The organism is Planococcus maritimus (assembly GCF_001687625.2).
In the GTDB taxonomy this organism is placed as follows: Bacteria; Bacillota; Bacilli; order Bacillales_A; family Planococcaceae; genus Planococcus; species Planococcus maritimus.
In genome coordinates, this window is record NZ_CP016538.2 from 1,903,454 (window position 1) to 1,919,903 (window position 16,450).

Consider the following 16,450-nt stretch of genomic DNA (forward strand, 5'->3'; position numbering starts at 1 on the left):
GTAGTCTAATAATGAAGCGTCTTTTTCTATTCCCCGCGTACCCTTTAGATAACCCCGATAGTCAATTCATCACGCGCTTGAACATTTTTTCAATATCGTAAGTTTTAAAATGGATAATAACCGGACGGCCATGAGGGCAAGTAAATGGCTGTTCTGCCAGCTTTAAGTCGACCAATAAACGCTCCATGTCGTGTTTTTGCAAAAAATGATTCGCTTTGATCGACCGTTTGCAACTCATCATAATGGCCGCATCTTCGCGCAATTTTTTAATATCGACTTTGCGCTCAGACAATACTTGTTCGATCAAATCTTCAATGACTTCTTGCTCCACACCTTTTGGAAACCAGGTCGGGTACTCCCGGACAATGAATGTGGTATCGCCAAACTCTTCAAGGAACACGCCACTTTCTTCTAATGCAGCTAAATGCTCTTTTAAATGCAGCGCTTCGTCCCGGCTGTAATGAAAGGTCAAAGGCAATAGCAGAGATTGGCGTTCATTGGAATCGATGTCGCCAACCTTGTCGCGGAAAAATTCATATTTGATGCGCTCTTGCGCTGCGTGCTGGTCGATCAAATAAAATCCGTCTGAGCTTTGAGCTACGATATATGTTCCATGGATTTGGCCGACCACTTCGAGCTCCGGAAATTGCGGGCTGTCATCTAGGTCTTGCAGGCTTACCGGTTCATCGTAAGGTCCCCGAACTTCTTCTACTGGTTCGCGCGCTGGCTCAACAACCGGTTCAACTTGTTTTTCTACATGGAAATCTTCTAGTCGTTCCTGTAACTGATCGTGCTTCCAATCCATCGTAGGCTTGTTCTCCGGCTGACGCTCCCGCGGCATTTCTTCAACCGGGCGTTTCCACAAATCCAATTGACGGCTAGGGGCTTGCTTGATGGGCTTTGGCTTTTCGATGATAGGTGCGCGAACAGCGGTTTGAATCGCTCGACGAATCGTTTCGTGGACCAATTCGAGCAATTCTTTTTCTTTGCTTAATCGAATTTGTTGTTTAGCTGGATGCACATTGACATCTGTCAAATACGGGTCCCCTTTAATATTCAAGACGACAATCGGCTGACGCTCAAGTGGCAAGAACGTATGATAGGCCTTGTGCACCGTATTGGCGATGGCGTAGTGCTTGACCCATCGACCATTAACAAATAACGAAATATAGTTTTTGTTGGCACGCGTGATTTCAGGCAGCGAAGCAAATCCTTCGATTTGATAATCGGCGGACTCTCCTTCAAACGCAATCATCTTTTTGGCAATGGCCACTCCATAAATATCCGCCAGCACGCGGCGGATTTCCCCGCTGCCAGCCGTCTGAAGAAGCTGCTTGCCGTCATGGACAAGACGGAATGAAATCCTTGGATAACTGAGCGCAAAGCGGTTCATCAAGTCGATCGTATGACCGAGTTCCGTCTGCAGGGTTTTCATATATTTTAACCTCGCTGGTGTATTAAAAAACAATTGATTAATGCGGACATCTGTTCCTTGGCGCAATGCTCCTGCCCGTTGTTCAGTAAGTCGGCCGCCTTCCATTTCCAAATGCGTTCCTGAGGTTCCATCGGAAGTATCCAGCACAACTTTCGACACGGAAGCGATACTCGCAAGCGCCTCTCCGCGAAAGCCGAGCGTACGGATGCGAAACAAATCGTGTTCGTTTTCGATTTTGCTCGTGGCATGTCTCGAAAAAGACAATAATGCATCTTCTTCATCCATTCCAGCGCCGTTATCAATAATGTGAATGGAGGTCAGCCCGGCTTCTTCGAGCAGTACTTCAATGGCTGTACTGCCGGCATCGATGGCGTTTTCCACTAATTCCTTGACGACAGAAGTTGGCCGTTCGACAACTTCCCCTGCTGCAATTTTATTGGACAGCGGTTCGTCCATCAACCGGATTTTGCCCATAACATCAACCTCCCCCGCTTATTTTCTCCTGTAGATCGTTAATCATTTGTAGCGCCTCGAGCGGCGTCATGCGTGAAACGGATGCGTCTTTAATCGATTGCAGCACTTCTTCATTTACTGTGTCGCGTTCATCGAAAAATGATAATTGTTCTGCCTGCTGCTGCGTTTTGCGGTTATCCGCCTCGAAACTCAGCAATAGCTCGCGCGCACGGCGCAAGATCTCTTCCGGCAAATTGGCCAGTTCCGCCACATGCACACCGTAGCTTTTATCCGCTGGCCCTCGCTTCACTTTGTGCAAAAACACTACTTTTCCAGACTGTTCCATGGCGGAAACGTGGACATTGCTCAGATTCGAAAGTGTATCTTCCAATGCCGTCAATTCATGATAATGCGTGGAGAATAGGGTATTAGCACCTATATGTTCGTGAATGTATTCAATCATCGACTGCGCTAGCGCCATGCCGTCATACGTCGAGGTGCCGCGCCCAATTTCGTCGAACAACAGCAAACTGCGTTCGGTCGCGTGGGTGATGGCGTATTGCGACTCCATCATTTCTACCATAAATGTACTTTGCCCGGAAACAAGATCGTCCGCCGCTCCGATGCGCGTAAAAATCTGGTCAACAATTGGCAGTTCTGCAGAAGCTGCCGGAACATAACTGCCGATTTGCGCCAAAACAATCGTCAAGGCCACTTGGCGCATATAAGTGCTTTTCCCGGACATGTTCGGGCCTGTGATTAATAACATATTGCCATCGTCGCCAAGTTCACAATCGTTCGGTACGTAATGCTGTTTATTGAGCATTTTCTCAACGACCGGATGACGTCCCTCACGAATGGAGATCTTCCGGCTGTCATTAAAAGCAGGTTTAGTGAATCGGTATTTTTCGGCAACTTCCGAAAAACTGATATAGACATCGAGTGCACTGACCTCTGATGCCAATTGCTGAATGCGTGTAATGTACTCTTTGACTTGCTCGCGGACACTGACGAATAATTCATATTCCAGCGTCAAACTTTTCTCTTCAGCCGTTAAAATTAAGGTCTCTTTTTCTTTCAATTCTGGTGTAATATAACGTTCCGCATTGGCCAATGTTTGTTTTCTTTCATATCGTTCAAGGTCCGCCAAGTGCATATTGGCTTTAGAAATTTCAATATAATAGCCGAAAATTCGGTTATAGCCGATCTTCAAGGAACGGATCCCGGTTTTTGCGCGTTCTTTTTGCTCGAGTTCCGCAATCCAGTCTTTGCCGTTTCTTGAAGCATCCCGGTATTCATCCAATTGTGCGTTAAAGCCATCGCGGATGATACCACCTTCTTTCGCGGATAAAGGCGGGTTGTCGCTGATTGCCGACAGCAAGTCGCATACTTCCGGGCAAGGATCCAACCCGGTGCTGAATTGCTCGAGCGAAGCATGCCCCGACTCCTCCAGCTCGCGCACGAGTAGTGGAATTTTAGCTAAAGAATTGCGCAACTGCGCCAAATCCCGCCCGCTCGCGCTGCCGAATGCGACGCGACCGGACAAACGCTCCAGATCATAGACTTCTTTCAATAATTGCTGCAATTCTACCCGCACGAAATAGCGATCCATCAGAGCTTCGACCATTTGCTGGCGCGCTTCAATTGCAAATCGGTCCGCCAAAGGCTGATGCAGCCATTGCTTGAGTTTCCGGCTGCCCATCGCCGTGACCGTTTCGTCCAGCAGCCATAATAAGGTGCCTTTATTGTCTCCGCCACGAATCGATTCGATCAATTCCAAATTGCGTTTCGAATAATAATCAATGCCAAGGATCCGTGTATTTTCGCGGAATGCAAACGGCTGGATATGGCCAAGTGATTGCTTTTGTGTCGCTGCGATATAGGCCAGCAATCGCTTGCCGCACATTTCCAATTCGCTTGGGCAATGGACGAATAACGCAGCTTGCGCTTCAAAAGGTGCTTCCATATGCTCGACCGATAAGATCAATTGCTGGTCTTCTTCTGCCAGCAATAAGCGCAATTGTTCTGAAACGACCAATTCTCGAATATGCAATGCTTGCAGTTCATTCAGCAATGCTTTTTCATTGCCAGCTATGTAGGTCGCGGTTGATTCGCCTGTTGAGATATCTAAATAGGCCAGGCCGAAACCACCTTTCACTTCATCCGCCGCGGCGATAAAGTTATTCGCTTTGGCGTCGACACTTTTGCCTTCGGTATGCGTGCCGGGAGTGATGAGACGAACGACTTCGCGTTTAACGACGCCCTTGGTCGTTTTCGGATCTTCCACTTGTTCGCATACCGCAACTTTATGACCTTTTTGAATTAATTGATCGATATAGTTTTTCGCGGAATGATGCGGGACCCCGCACATCGGAATGCGGTCTTCCCCGTTGCCGCCACGACTTGTTAAAGTGATTTCTAAAAGTTGGGAGGCTTTGATGGCGTCATCGTAGAACATCTCGTAAAAATCGCCTAACCGGAAAAACAAGAATGCGTCTTGGTATTCGGATTTCACTTGCAAATATTGTTGAATCATTGGTGTCGGTGCCATTGTTTACCCTCTCTCATTCAATCAATTGTACGTTCCCCCATTATAACAAACTCGCAGGCAGAAACGAAAAAACTGAAAGAGCTGGGCTCTTTCAGTTTTTATCAGGCTGTCGAGAAAGTAAAAAACTCGTATTTTCCGAAGCTTATCGCTCGCTTTCCATGGGGCGGGTATCGAGCCTCCTCGTCACTTCGTTCCTGCGGGGTCTCTCAAACCCGCTAATCCCACAGGAGTCGAGCGAACGCTTCTCCAAATACTTAGAGAGTTTGTTGATTTTTTTATTGTGGACTATCTCATTCTCTTTTCATTAATAGACGATACTAGACTTGTTCAACACTCTGGAAAAAACTGAAAGAGCTGGGCTCTTTCAGTTTCTATAAGATCACTGCGTAAATCGTTTTGCGTGGTGGATTATGAGCAGCTTCCGCCGCCATCGTTTCTTACTTTGGATCCGGTTTCGCCACGCAATAAGTCGCCACCGGTATCGGTGATGATATTGTTCGTCACTTGGTTGGCAATCGCCGTTGATACCATCTGCAAGAGAGAATTGACGTCGCTTTGTGATTGCTTGAATTCCTGTACAATCGGCACAGCATCGATTTCTTCTTCGATTTTCTGGATTTTCTTCTCGATCAAGTCAAGTGCGCGTTCTTTCCCGTAATGCTGGAAGTTGACCGCTTGTTTTTGAAGACTTTTCAAGCTGGCAATTTTTTCGCGAATTTGCTGATTTTCATTGATTTGCGCTTCTGCGCGCTTGAAGAAATCGACTTCTTCTGTTTCAGCGATCATGTCCGCTACTTCTCGCGCTTTATCGACGATTTGCTGTTTTGTATAAGTCATTTCCGTAGACACCCATTTCCTGGTCCAGTGCCAAAATCCGGCATCAGACGCTGTATTTTGATTTTCTTTATCTGTCAGAACATGTTCGCTTACGATTGTACAGTGAACCCGATAAACCCGACAACCATTTTGTCTCAAAGCCGGGAGTTTGTTCATCTTTACTCATTATACTGAACGGATAGGGCTAGATACAAGCTGTCTGGGCAATTGTCGCTAATTCGACAAGGTCTGGCTCACGCTTGGAAAGGATAATCTTCGTTGATGTAAATTCTCTCACAGCTTAGGGCTTTGCCTGTATTGTCATCGATTTCCGTGAAAAACCCGCTGACGACTGAACGGCCTGATTTCGGCACTTCAAAGCGCGTCGGCATATTGGTCTTGAAACGATACAACACAGAGTCACGCTTCATGCCTAATATTTCATCGTACGGTCCTGTCATTCCAACATCTGAGATATACGCTGTCCCGCCTGGCAGCACTCTCGCATCCGCCGTCTGAACGTGGGTGTGCGTCCCGACAACAGCAGATGCACGGCCATCCAAATGCCAACCCATCGCAATTTTCTCACTTGTCGCTTCAGCATGGAAGTCGACGAAGACGAGCGGCGATACTTGCTTGGCTTCTGCGATCAATTCATCTGCCATCTTAAATGGATCGTCATGTGCCGGTAAGAAGACACGGCCATGCAAATTGATGACCGATAAGGTTTTGCCATTTTTCGTCACGGTTGCCATGCCACGGCCGGGTGCTTCTTCGGAAAAATTCGCCGGGCGAATCAGATAATCCACGTCGTCGATAAAGTCAAAAATCTCTTTTTGGTCCCATGTGTGGTTGCCCATCGTTACCATGTCGACCCCCATGAACAGCAAGTCTTGGTAGATGGATTTGGTAATGCCTCGCCCTGCAGCTGCATTTTCGCCATTCGCTATGACGACATCCGGTGCGTATTTACGCTTGAGCCTCGGCAAATACGATTCCAGCGCCTCTCTTCCCATTGATCCAACAATGTCCCCGATAAATAAAATTTTCATGCAATCACCTTTCTCCATAAGAAAAAGGCTTCTTTGAATGGATATTCAACGAAGCCTTTTTCGTTTTTTATTTTGCGTATTCAACGGCTCGCGTTTCGCGGATGACCGTCACTTTGATATGTCCTGGATAATCCAACTCTTCTTCGATGCGCTTGCGGATATCGCGCGCGAGGCGATGAGCTGTCATATCATCAATCTGTTCCGGGCGAACCATGATCCGGATCTCACGTCCTGCTTGAATGGCGAACGACTTCTCGACGCCTTCGTAAGACTCTGAAATCTCTTCCAGCTTTTCAAGCCGGCGGATGTAGTTCTCGAGCGTTTCGCTTCTGGCACCTGGACGGGCAGCGGAAAGTGCATCTGCTGCTGCGACGATGACCGAAATGACCGAAGTCGCTTCCGTATCCCCATGGTGAGAGGCGATGCTGTTGATGACAACCGGATGTTCTTTGTATTTCGTTCCAAGTTCAACACCGATCTCCACGTGGCTGCCTTCGACTTCATGGTCGATGGCTTTCCCAATATCGTGGAGAAGCCCTGCACGTCTTGCCAGGGTTACATCTTCTCCAAGCTCTGCTGCCATAAGGCCTGACAGGAACGCCACTTCAACTGAGTGTTTCAGGACGTTCTGCCCGTAACTTGTACGGTAGCGGAGTCGGCCGAGTATTTTGATCAAGTCTGGATGCAAGTTATGTACACCTACGTCAAATGTGGTTTGTTCCCCAATTTCACGAATTTGCTCATCGACTTCACGTCTGGACTTCTCGACCATTTCCTCGATTCTCGCTGGATGGATGCGCCCGTCAGACACCAATTTCTCAAGTGCTAGACGCGCTGTTTCACGGCGGATCGGATCAAATCCGGAAAGAATGACCGCTTCAGGTGTATCATCAATAATTAAATCGATGCCTGTCAAGGTTTCGAGCGTGCGGATATTGCGTCCTTCGCGCCCGATGATGCGGCCTTTCATCTCATCATTCGGTAAATTGACTACTGACACGGTCGTTTCCGCTACATGGTCTGCAGCAAAACGCTGCATTGCCAATGACAAGATGTTCTTCGCTTTTTTGTCCGATTCTTCTTTGGCGCGGGCTTCTGATTCTTTGACCATGACTGCGATATCTGTCGACAGCTCATTCTCCACTTGCTCGAGGATGATGCTCTTCGCTTCTTCGCGTGTCAAAGAAGAAATCCGTTCCATTTCGGTCTGTTGCTGCTGAACCAAATCCTCAGCTTTGCTTCCCATCTGTTCAATATGCTGTTGTTTTTCGGCAAGTGCCTGATCCTTACGTTCAAGGCCGGCCTCGCGTTTGTTTAATGCATCATCCTTGCGATCCAAATTTTCTTCTCTTTGCAACAACCGATTTTCATGTTTTTGCATTTCCGATCGGCGTTCGCGAATTTCAGATTCAGCTTCAGTACGCAATTTATGATTTTCGTCTTTCGCTTCCAGCAAGGCTTCTTTTTTCAGCGCCTCTGCTTCCCGTTTTGCATCTTCGACCACTTGCTCTGCGGAATGTTTGGCTCCTGCCATTTTGGAATCGTTTGCCTTTTTCAATGCAAAATACCCAACAACTACACCGACGATGATACCAAGCAAAGCGAAGATGAACTCAGTAATACCCATTCGGACACCTCCTCTTGCTATTGATTTTTTACATTTTCAAAGGATGAATCAATACATTCTTTGTCTTTCATCATTCGTTTAAAAATTAGTAAATAATACAATTTTAATTGTATAGATGGACCTATGCCCTGTCAACCCTGCCAAACCAGCGCCCTCGCTTGTAAAAAGACTGCGAAGCATTCGCTTCGCAGTCTTTACGGAAAGCCTTTATGAAGTTACAGGCGAACCTATTCCTCTTCGTCGACAAGCAAGTTGAAATCTTCTGCTTCTTTCTTGTCGTCTTTAGGTACAGATACGGAATAAGATGCTGCTGTCATACCGTAATGTTCACGGACTTTGCCAGCGATCTCATTACGTATACCTTCATGCTCACGCATGAATTGTTTAGCGTTTTCACGGCCTTGCCCAACGCGTTCGTTGTTATAAGAATACCATGAACCGCTTTTTTGGACGATGTCGAGGTCTGCACCAAGGTCGACGATTTCGCCTTCACGCGAGATCCCTTGCCCGTACATAATGTCAACTTCCGCTGTGCGGAACGGCGGAGCTACTTTGTTTTTGACGACTTTGATCTTCGTGCGGTTACCGATGATGTCATTGCCAGATTTTAATGCTTCTGCACGACGCACTTCAAGACGGACAGAGGAATAGAATTTCAATGCGCGTCCACCCGGTGTTACTTCTGGATTACCGAACATTACGCCAACTTTTTCTCGGATTTGGTTGATAAATACAGCAATGGTGTTTGATTTGTTGATGGCGCCCGAAAGTTTACGGAGAGCCTGTGACATGAGACGAGCTTGCAAACCGACGTGAGAGTCGCCCATTTCACCTTCGATTTCAGCTTTTGGCACAAGTGCCGCTACCGAGTCAATAACAACGATGTCTACTGCACCACTGCGCACAAGCGCTTCTGCGATTTCAAGTGCCTGTTCGCCTGTATCTGGCTGAGACAACAATAGTTCATCCAAGTTAACGCCCAGTGCTTTTGCATAGACTGGGTCAAGTGCATGCTCTGCATCGATAAATGCAGCCGTTCCGCCAGAAGCTTGTACTTCAGCAATAGCATGAAGTGAGACGGTCGTTTTACCCGAACTTTCAGGTCCGTAAATCTCAATGACCCGTCCGCGCGGATATCCGCCTATACCGAGTGCGATGTCGAGTGACAATGACCCACTTGAAACAGTTGAGACATTATGGCCCGTACTTTCACCCAATTTCATGACAGAACCTTTACCGAATTGCTTTTCTATTTGTTTTAGCGCCATATCCAACGCTGCTTTACGATCGCTCAAAAGAAATCCTCCTCTTATGTGAAAACCAATTTTCTAACTGATTTCAGTATACTAGTTTATTGAGAAATTTACAAGAAAAAAGCGAACGTTTATTCGTGTTCGTATAATTGTTTACCGAATTTAACCCTCGCTATCTTTTCATTCCCCTGAAATGGGCATATAAAAACACGCAAAATTAAATTTTGCGTGCATCTTCATCTGTTAGTGTTCGTATCAGGTAATGCAGCGCCAGTTTTACAGCGCGAATACGGTTGGTGTTTCTTAGGCCCGATAGTTCAAGCCGGTAAGTCTCGGCGCCTTGATCGCTTGCAATGCCGATCCATACCGTGCCGACCGGTTCTTCACCATGGGCATCGGGTCCAGCCGCACCGGTAAGGCTCACGGCAATATCTGTACCGAATTTTTCCAAAGCAGCCGTTGCCATTACTACAGCCGTTTCTTTACTCACAACAGAATGTTTGTCAAAAAACTCAGGCGCTATGCCGAGCTGCTGGACTTTCATTTGTTCGTTATAAGTGACAACTCCGCCACTAAGTACGGCGCTTGCCCCAGAGACAGAAGCGAGCTCCGACTGAAACAGCCCGGCAGTCAAACTTTCTGCTGCTGAAATCGTTTTACCCTGCTGTTTCAATAAGTCGATCGCTTTCGACGCGAGAGAATCATCGTCATAGCCGTATAGATAGTCGCCAACACGCTCTAAGATTTGTTCTTTTGCGCCCCCGATCAATTTCCATGCCTCATCTGTGGTATCGGTCTTTGCCGTAATGCGCAGCGTTACTTCCCCAGCTGAAGCCAGTGGGGCAATCGTCGGGTTGGTTTGCTGATCTAAAATGTCTTGCAGGCGGTCTTCAAGTTCCGCTTCCCCGATACCATAAAAGCGCAGTACGTGTGAAAGAATGATATTTTCTTGATTGAGCATGCGCACCAATTTCGGTTTTGCTTCGAATTGGAACATCGGCTCTAGCTCATGCGGCGGTCCCGGCAGCAGCATATAGAGATGATCGCCGTTTTGGTACATCATTCCCGGCGCCATGCCGTTGTCATTGGCTAGCACATCGCTGCCCTCAAGCACGAGCGCTTGCTTTTTGTTGTTTTCAGTCATCGGGCGGCCGACACGATCGAAATATGCCGCAATCGATGTCATCGCTGCATCGTCCATGGAAAGCGTCGTCCCGAGGTGATTAGCGATGGTCTGTTTCGTTAAATCATCTTTTGTTGGTCCAAGTCCGCCAGAAAAAATGATTACATCTGCCCGGGACTCGGCGATGGCAATTGAATCTTTCAACCGTTCTGGGTTGTCGCCCACCACGGTATGGTAATAAACATTGATGCCAATTTCAGCAAGGTGCCCGGATATGAACCGGGCATTCGTATTGGTGATTTGGCCGAGCAGAAGCTCTGAGCCAACTGCGATAATTTCAGCGTTCATAACGATCTTCCTTTCATGTGGCGCTTATTTGGATGTCATAAGTCCTTTTCGGTTGGCATAGAAATAATCCCAGCCGGACCAAACTGTAAATAGCAGCGCGATATAGAGCATAATCTCGCCGAATGGAATGCCAACTAGCGCGAAAACCATATTGTAAAGCAAGAGCGAAATAATCGCGATCAATTGTGTCACCGTTTTGATTTTGCCTAAATTTCCGGCTGCCACGACTTCTCCTTCACCCGCTAGCACTAAGCGCAATCCGGTAACCGCGAATTCGCGGCTGATGATAACAATAACGACCCATGCCGGCGCGAATCCGAGCTCGACCAGTATGATCAAAGCTGCAGAAACAAGAAGTTTATCCGCTAGCGGGTCCAGAAACTTGCCGAAGGTGGTCACTAAATTGTATTTTCGTGCATAATAGCCATCAACCCAATCCGTGGCGGATGCAAAAATAAAGATCAATGCCCCGATTAGATGGGCGACAGGCAACGTCGTTCCGAGAAGCGAGATTTCTCCCCAGCCGAAATCGATGAGCATGAATGCCATGAAAATCGGGATGAGCAAGATGCGAGAAATGGTAATTTGATTTGGTATATTCATTGGGTTTTCTCCTTTCAATGCTTGCAGAAAAATAGCCATCAGGTGATGGCTATTCAGCATCATCAAAACGAATGATGATGTTTTGCGGTTTTCGCTCTTGTTCGTACGGCACGATTTCGCCGTTCAGTTCAAGTGTGAGCATCATATAATCCCCGATGCGCATAAAGACTTCCGTTTCATTCGATAGATCCACGGCTTCTGTTTCTCCTGCTTCAAAGACGCGGGCGAGGCTCAATAATTCAGAACCGCCTTCATCTTTAACGCTCAGCCAAGAAGCGCCATCCGCCGAAAACTCGAGTTGTCGATCGGATGGGCCAGAAAACGTATAAGTCGTTGTTTCACCCGAAACGCTCTCTAGCTCCAGCTGGGCTTCCGGTTCTTGCGGTTCTGTTGATTCTTCGGATTCTGCAGCAGGCGATTCTTCTTCCGCTGCTTCTGGCTGTTGCTCTGCTTGCGGTTCAGACGGCGACTCGTACTCCACATCCCCGCCTTCTTCCTCTTGCTGCAGATTGTTCCCTGACGTACTGAGCAAATAGAAATACCAAATGACCAATAGAATGAAGACAATGAATAATGCTACCAATACTTTCGGCATTGATTCCGAGACGGAGCCGTTGCTGCGTTGTTTCTTGTCGGGCCTGCGTGTTAAATGCTCAGCAGGAGATGCTTGCGGTTGCTCTTCAGGCAATTCACCTTGATGCTCCCTTAACAAAGCTTCGCCATCCAAACCGACCGCTTGCGCATAACGTTTAATAAAAGCACGCACATAAAAAGCGCCTGGAATGGCTGAATAATTCCCTGTTTCGATTTCTTCTAAATGATGCTTTTGGATTTTCGTTCTCTCATTGAGCTGTTCGAGACTCAGGCCTTGGTCAAGCCTTGCCTGCTTCAGCTTGTTGCCCAATTGTCCCATCGTCTTCACCTGCCCGGTTAAAAATTGAACCCGTCGCCGAACATATCCATCTGGTCTTTATTGTCCATAAACGTGTTTTTTTCCAATACTTCATACGTGATTTTTTCTTCTGGATGATGGCGCAATTCAATAATGTAATCGAAATCATCGATGCTGTATTCGGAATGCTCAACAAATTTATCCGGATGCTCGACCACTTTAATGTTTGGCATGCGCATCATTTCCCGCACAAGCTGAAGATGCCGCTCATCAGCTGAACGCCTCGTGACGATGCCGTCTAGGATGAAAATATTGTTGTCGTTGTGTTCATCGCCCATCAATTGATTACGGACGGTTTGTTTGATCATGGTTGATGACAGGAAAATCCATTTTTTGTTGGCACTGACGCTAGCAGCAACAATCGACTCAGTCTTGCCAACACGCGGCATTCCCCGCAGTCCGACCAGTTTATGGCCTTCCTGTTTGAAAATCTCCGCCATGAAGTCGACGAGCAAGCCAAGTTCATCCCGCACGAAGCGGAAGGTTTTACGGTCATCAGCATCTCGCTGAATATACCTGCCATGCCGTACGGCGAGAATGTCCCGCAACTTCGGTTCACGGAATTTCGTCACCGCAATCGTTTCGATCGTCGATAGGATCTGTTCGAAACGTTCGATCTGCACGTCATGTTCTGCACGCAGCAGCATTCCGCGCCTCCCCTGATCTACGCCGTTGATGGTAACAATATTGACACGCAGCATCCCAAGCAGCGATGCGATGTCCCCGAGTAAGCCCGGGCGGTTTACTTGAATCTCGTATTCAAAATACCATTCTTTCATGCTCCACTCACCCTTCCCCTGCATTCATCATTCTCCGCCATTGCCTTTATGATAGCCTACATTAACAATGATGAAAAGGTACCGCATTCAGATGAGCCAGCCGCCATTGACGCGGATCGTCTGGCCGGTGATATAATCCGCTTTGCCGCTGGTTAAAAATGAGACAGTATGGGCAATATCTTCAGGAGATCCTGCCCCAAGCGGTATCTCTTCTTCGAGTTCCCGCCATTCTTCGGCCGTTAACTCGTTGTTCATTTTCGTGCGGATCAATCCCGGCGATACCGCATTGACACGTGTGCCTGATGGCGCCATTTCCTTGGCATATGCCTTCGTGAATGCCAGTTGCGCACCCTTTGCGGCCGAATAAGCCGTTTCCATCGAGGCGCCGGTCTCGCCCCAGATCGAAGCGATGAAAATGACGTAAGATTTCGCATGTCTCCTGAAATAAGGGGACACGAAGCGCACCGTATCAATCGGATTCTTCACGTGGGCGCGCCATAAAGCGTCAAAATCAGCGGGACTGGTGTCTTCCAATAAGCTGTAGAGAGCATGGCCACTGGCGCAAACGATACACGAACAGTCAAAGATTTGATCTGCCACTTGCTGTGCCCCGCCATCTTTCATGAAATCGCCCTGGACGATGACGAATTCCTGCTCTGTATAACGACCGCTGAGCTCGTCTGCAAATGCTGCCAGTTCCGTTTTATGGTAATGAAGGTAAAGCGACCAGCCATCGTCTGCCATTTGTCTTGCGATGGCACTGCCGATGCCTCCTGAAGCACCCAGGATTAAGGCAAACCGTTTCATGCCTGTTGTTTTTCCGGTGATTTAATCGTAAAGACAGATTGTTGGCTTTCCGCACTGACCGCAGCGAAGGCCTCTTGTAAATCAGCCACTTCGATCTGTTCAAGCACCGGTACGACATCAAAAAGATTCATGCCATTAAACGCGTATTGCGTAAACTGGTTGGCGATGTATTCAGGCGAATTCAACGCGCGCATGAAAAAGCCGATTTTCTTGCGGCGCACACGGTCCAAGTCTTCTTGACCGAATGGCCATTTCTCTACCGCTTGGTGAATTGTTTTTTTGACTTCTTCTGCAAACGTTTCAGGGTGATTGGTATCTGTTCCGATGAGCGCGTAGCCAAACCCACTTTCGAGTGAATAATCGAACGAATACGATTCATCGATCCAGCCACTTTCGTATGATTCATGGTAAAACTTCGAGGTTCTGCCAAATAATAATTCATATGCAAGTTGTGCGGACAATTCGTGTTTGAGCATTTCAGGGCCGTATAGATCGAGTCGCTCGGGTTTGATGCCGACAAACACTTTCGGCTTTTGGACTGCCATTTCAAGTGTTCGTTCCTGCACGGCTGCTTGTTTCGGCTCGTCTGGGAAAATGCGCTCAATCGGCGCGGGCGCATCGAATGTTTTTGCTTCCTGGTTGTCTTTGACAAATTGCATCATGCTTTCAGGTTCAACGTTTCCAACAATGAACAAGGTCATGTTCGACGGATGGTAAAACGTTTGGTAGCACGTGTATAAATGCTCTGCAGTGATGTGTTGGATGGATTCGACCGTACCCGCGATATCGATTTTGACCGGATGATTTTGGTAGAGATTTTCAATCATGCCAAAATACAAGCGCCAGTCCGGCTGGTCGTCGTACATCGTAATTTCTTGTGCAATGATGCCTTTTTCCTTTTCTACCGTCTGTTCAGTGAAATAAGGGCTTTGAACAAAATCCAGCAAGGTCGTGACGTTTTCCTGAATGCGCCCTGTTGCTGAAAATAAATACGCTGTTCGCGTAAATGATGTGAACGCGTTCGCGGAAGCGCCGTTTTTGCTGAACTCTTGGAAGACATCGCCTTCCTCTTTTTCGAACATTTTATGCTCCAGAAAATGGGCGATGCCATCTGGTACTTGAACCGCTTCTGTTTCACCCATTGGCACGAAATGGTTGTCGATCGAGCCATATTTAGTTGTGAAGGTTGCATATGTTTTGGAGAACCCTCGCTTCGGCAGGATGTAAACCGTCAAGCCGTTCGGTAGCTCCTCGTGATACAGTGTTTCTTCAAGTTGAGTGAATTCCATTTTATTCATCGCTTGCATCCTCCTTGCCAGACAAGAAATACGTCAATTGCAGGCTCATGTTCTTCGCTGCCTGCGCAATCTGCTCTTTTGTCACTTTTTCCCACCGTTCAATCAAATAAGCAGGTTCGAAATCTTCTGCGAGCTCCATGTATTGATCGTAAATGTCGATTTGGCCTCTCGCCGAATCGAGCGCTTCTTTTAATTGGTTGCTCAGTAATGCCTTGGTTTGCTCTACTTCGGTATCGGTAATGTGCCCTTGTTTGATTTCATTCAATTGATCGAGAATCAACGACACTGCTTTTTCTTCGAGTTTGCGGTCGATTCCGGCCAGGACGAACATCAAACCGAATTGTGAAGCATAAGAACTTGAGACATAATATGCCATGCTTTCTTTTTCACGGATATTGGCAAACAACTTCGAATGCGCGTAGCCGCCAAAAACCCCGTTCAGCACTTGCATGACCGGGAAATCCTCATCGCGGAAAGTGACCGGCGTGAAGAACATCATATGTAATTTCCCTTGTTTCATATCCTCGTATTCCAGCACGCGTGACTGCTCGGGTGTTTGTAATTGGCTTTGTGTTTTTTCTGGCAATTGCTTACGGTTAGAAAAACGGAAATAATCGCGGATATGGGAAGTGATCACTTCTGGCGCAACATCCCCTACCACATAAATTTCTACTTCATTTGTTTCCAGCATATTTTTATATGCCGCGACAAGCGATTCATTCGTCACTTGTTTCACCTGTTCAATCGATCCGTTGGAGTTGATTGAAGCGGGATGGTCCGGAAGTCCGAGTTCCATCATGCGCTGCTGTGCGTAGCGGGTTTTATCGTCAATTATAGATTCGATGCGCTGAACGATGGACTCTTGTTCACGCTTGAAAATGCTTTCCTTGAACAGTCCGTTCTCTAAATTCGGCTTGAATAAAGCGATATACATCAAATTCAATACTTTTTCGAGAACGCCTTTATCCGACAAATATTGATCATTAACGGTTTCGACATTTAAATTGACGATGTGGTCGTCTCCGCGTTTGGTGGAATCTATGTATAGTGATGTTCCGTATAAATCATCCAGCACCATGCGTAATGCCGTATGGGATGGGTATATTTCGTTGCTGTGTTGCAATACATTCGCCAGGATCGCGCGCTCTGAAGCATTTTTCACGGTAAGCCGGTCCTTGAAGCGGATCGAAAAATTTATTGTTTTGAATTGCGTCGTTTGATGTACATGAACATTGACGCCTTGTGCAATCTTATTGGTTTCAAACATATTGGATCCCCTCTCGTGATTCTTACACTAACTATACCGGACTTTTTCCTTTAATTGCAATGAAACAGGAGGCACCACTGGAAAAA

General features: G+C 47.2%; 13 protein-coding genes. All 13 read right to left on the reverse strand.

Annotated elements, in window-relative coordinates:
• Positions 1-61 precede the first annotated feature (61 nt).
• Complete coding sequence (gene mutL / locus BBI11_RS09640; protein WP_068462772.1) at positions 62-1,909, reverse strand: DNA mismatch repair endonuclease MutL; 1,848 nt, start codon at positions 1,907-1,909, stop codon at positions 62-64.
• 4 nt (positions 1,910-1,913) lie between these two features.
• A complete protein-coding gene (gene mutS / locus BBI11_RS09645; protein ID WP_068462774.1) occupies positions 1,914-4,439 on the reverse strand; it encodes a DNA mismatch repair protein MutS in 2,526 nt (841 codons plus the stop codon).
• Between the two features lie 408 nt (positions 4,440-4,847).
• The gene (locus BBI11_RS09650) at positions 4,848-5,276 is read right to left on the reverse strand and encodes a YlbF/YmcA family competence regulator (protein ID WP_068462776.1); all 429 of its coding nucleotides are present in this window, start codon (positions 5,274-5,276) and stop codon (positions 4,848-4,850) included.
• 233 nt (positions 5,277-5,509) lie between these two features.
• On the reverse strand, positions 5,510-6,307 hold the full coding sequence (locus BBI11_RS09655) for a TIGR00282 family metallophosphoesterase (protein ID WP_068465719.1): 798 nt from the start codon (positions 6,305-6,307) through the stop codon (positions 5,510-5,512).
• A 67-nt stretch (positions 6,308-6,374) separates the two neighbouring features.
• Positions 6,375-7,934: a ribonuclease Y gene (rny, locus tag BBI11_RS09660; protein ID WP_068462777.1), complete on the reverse strand. Its 1,560-nt coding sequence runs from the start codon at positions 7,932-7,934 to the stop codon at positions 6,375-6,377.
• Between the two features lie 227 nt (positions 7,935-8,161).
• A complete protein-coding gene (recA, locus tag BBI11_RS09665) occupies positions 8,162-9,229 on the reverse strand; it encodes a recombinase RecA (protein ID WP_068462779.1) in 1,068 nt (355 codons plus the stop codon).
• Between the two features lie 175 nt (positions 9,230-9,404).
• The gene (locus BBI11_RS09670) at positions 9,405-10,658 is read right to left on the reverse strand and encodes a competence/damage-inducible protein A (RefSeq protein ID WP_068462781.1); all 1,254 of its coding nucleotides are present in this window, start codon (positions 10,656-10,658) and stop codon (positions 9,405-9,407) included.
• A 24-nt stretch (positions 10,659-10,682) separates the two neighbouring features.
• Positions 10,683-11,261 carry a CDP-diacylglycerol--glycerol-3-phosphate 3-phosphatidyltransferase gene (pgsA, locus tag BBI11_RS09675; RefSeq protein WP_068462783.1) on the reverse strand — a complete coding sequence of 193 codons (579 nt, stop codon included), beginning with the start codon at positions 11,259-11,261 and terminating at the stop codon, positions 10,683-10,685.
• A gap of 49 nt (positions 11,262-11,310) precedes the next feature.
• Positions 11,311-12,174 carry a helix-turn-helix domain-containing protein gene (locus BBI11_RS09680; protein ID WP_068462785.1) on the reverse strand — a complete coding sequence of 288 codons (864 nt, stop codon included), beginning with the start codon at positions 12,172-12,174 and terminating at the stop codon, positions 11,311-11,313.
• Between the two features lie 17 nt (positions 12,175-12,191).
• Positions 12,192-12,992, reverse strand: coding sequence for a YmfK family protein (locus BBI11_RS09685; protein WP_068462786.1), 801 nt, complete (start codon positions 12,990-12,992; stop codon positions 12,192-12,194).
• An 87-nt stretch (positions 12,993-13,079) separates the two neighbouring features.
• Positions 13,080-13,799 (reverse strand): elongation factor P 5-aminopentanone reductase, encoded by a 720-nt coding sequence (gene ymfI, locus BBI11_RS09690; protein ID WP_068462789.1) that lies wholly within the window; start codon positions 13,797-13,799, stop codon positions 13,080-13,082.
• Entirely contained in the window at positions 13,796-15,097 is a 1,302-nt protein-coding gene (gene yfmH / locus BBI11_RS09695) for an EF-P 5-aminopentanol modification-associated protein YfmH (protein WP_068462790.1), read from the reverse strand. The genes ymfI and yfmH overlap by 4 nt, the downstream gene beginning before the upstream one ends.
• Positions 15,090-16,364 carry an EF-P 5-aminopentanol modification-associated protein YfmF gene (yfmF, locus tag BBI11_RS09700; RefSeq protein WP_068462792.1) on the reverse strand — a complete coding sequence of 425 codons (1,275 nt, stop codon included), beginning with the start codon at positions 16,362-16,364 and terminating at the stop codon, positions 15,090-15,092. Before yfmF ends, yfmH begins: the two co-directional genes overlap by 8 nt.
• Between the last annotated feature and the right edge of the window lie 86 nt (positions 16,365-16,450).

What these genes read in the sequence shown, in the direction of transcription:
- BBI11_RS09670 (WP_068462781.1), bottom strand. Translation starts at nt 10,658, where the DNA reads ATGAACGCTGAAATTATCGCAGTTGGCTCAGAGCTTCTGCTCGGCCAA.
- BBI11_RS09655 (WP_068465719.1), bottom strand. Translation starts at nt 6,307, where the DNA reads ATGAAAATTTTATTTATCGGGGACATTGTTGGATCAATGGGAAGAGAG.
- mutS (WP_068462774.1), bottom strand. Translation starts at nt 4,439, where the DNA reads ATGGCACCGACACCAATGATTCAACAATATTTGCAAGTGAAATCCGAA.
- BBI11_RS09650 (WP_068462776.1), bottom strand. Translation starts at nt 5,276, where the DNA reads ATGACTTATACAAAACAGCAAATCGTCGATAAAGCGCGAGAAGTAGCG.
- rny (WP_068462777.1), bottom strand. Translation starts at nt 7,934, where the DNA reads ATGGGTATTACTGAGTTCATCTTCGCTTTGCTTGGTATCATCGTCGGT.
- BBI11_RS09680 (WP_068462785.1), bottom strand. Translation starts at nt 12,174, where the DNA reads ATGGGACAATTGGGCAACAAGCTGAAGCAGGCAAGGCTTGACCAAGGC.
- ymfI (WP_068462789.1), bottom strand. Translation starts at nt 13,799, where the DNA reads ATGAAACGGTTTGCCTTAATCCTGGGTGCTTCAGGAGGCATCGGCAGT.
- BBI11_RS09685 (WP_068462786.1), bottom strand. Translation starts at nt 12,992, where the DNA reads ATGAAAGAATGGTATTTTGAATACGAGATTCAAGTAAACCGCCCGGGC.
- yfmF (WP_068462792.1), bottom strand. Translation starts at nt 16,364, where the DNA reads ATGTTTGAAACCAATAAGATTGCACAAGGCGTCAATGTTCATGTACAT.
- pgsA (WP_068462783.1), bottom strand. Translation starts at nt 11,261, where the DNA reads ATGAATATACCAAATCAAATTACCATTTCTCGCATCTTGCTCATCCCG.
- mutL (WP_068462772.1), bottom strand. Translation starts at nt 1,909, where the DNA reads ATGGGCAAAATCCGGTTGATGGACGAACCGCTGTCCAATAAAATTGCA.
- yfmH (WP_068462790.1), bottom strand. Translation starts at nt 15,097, where the DNA reads ATGAATAAAATGGAATTCACTCAACTTGAAGAAACACTGTATCACGAG.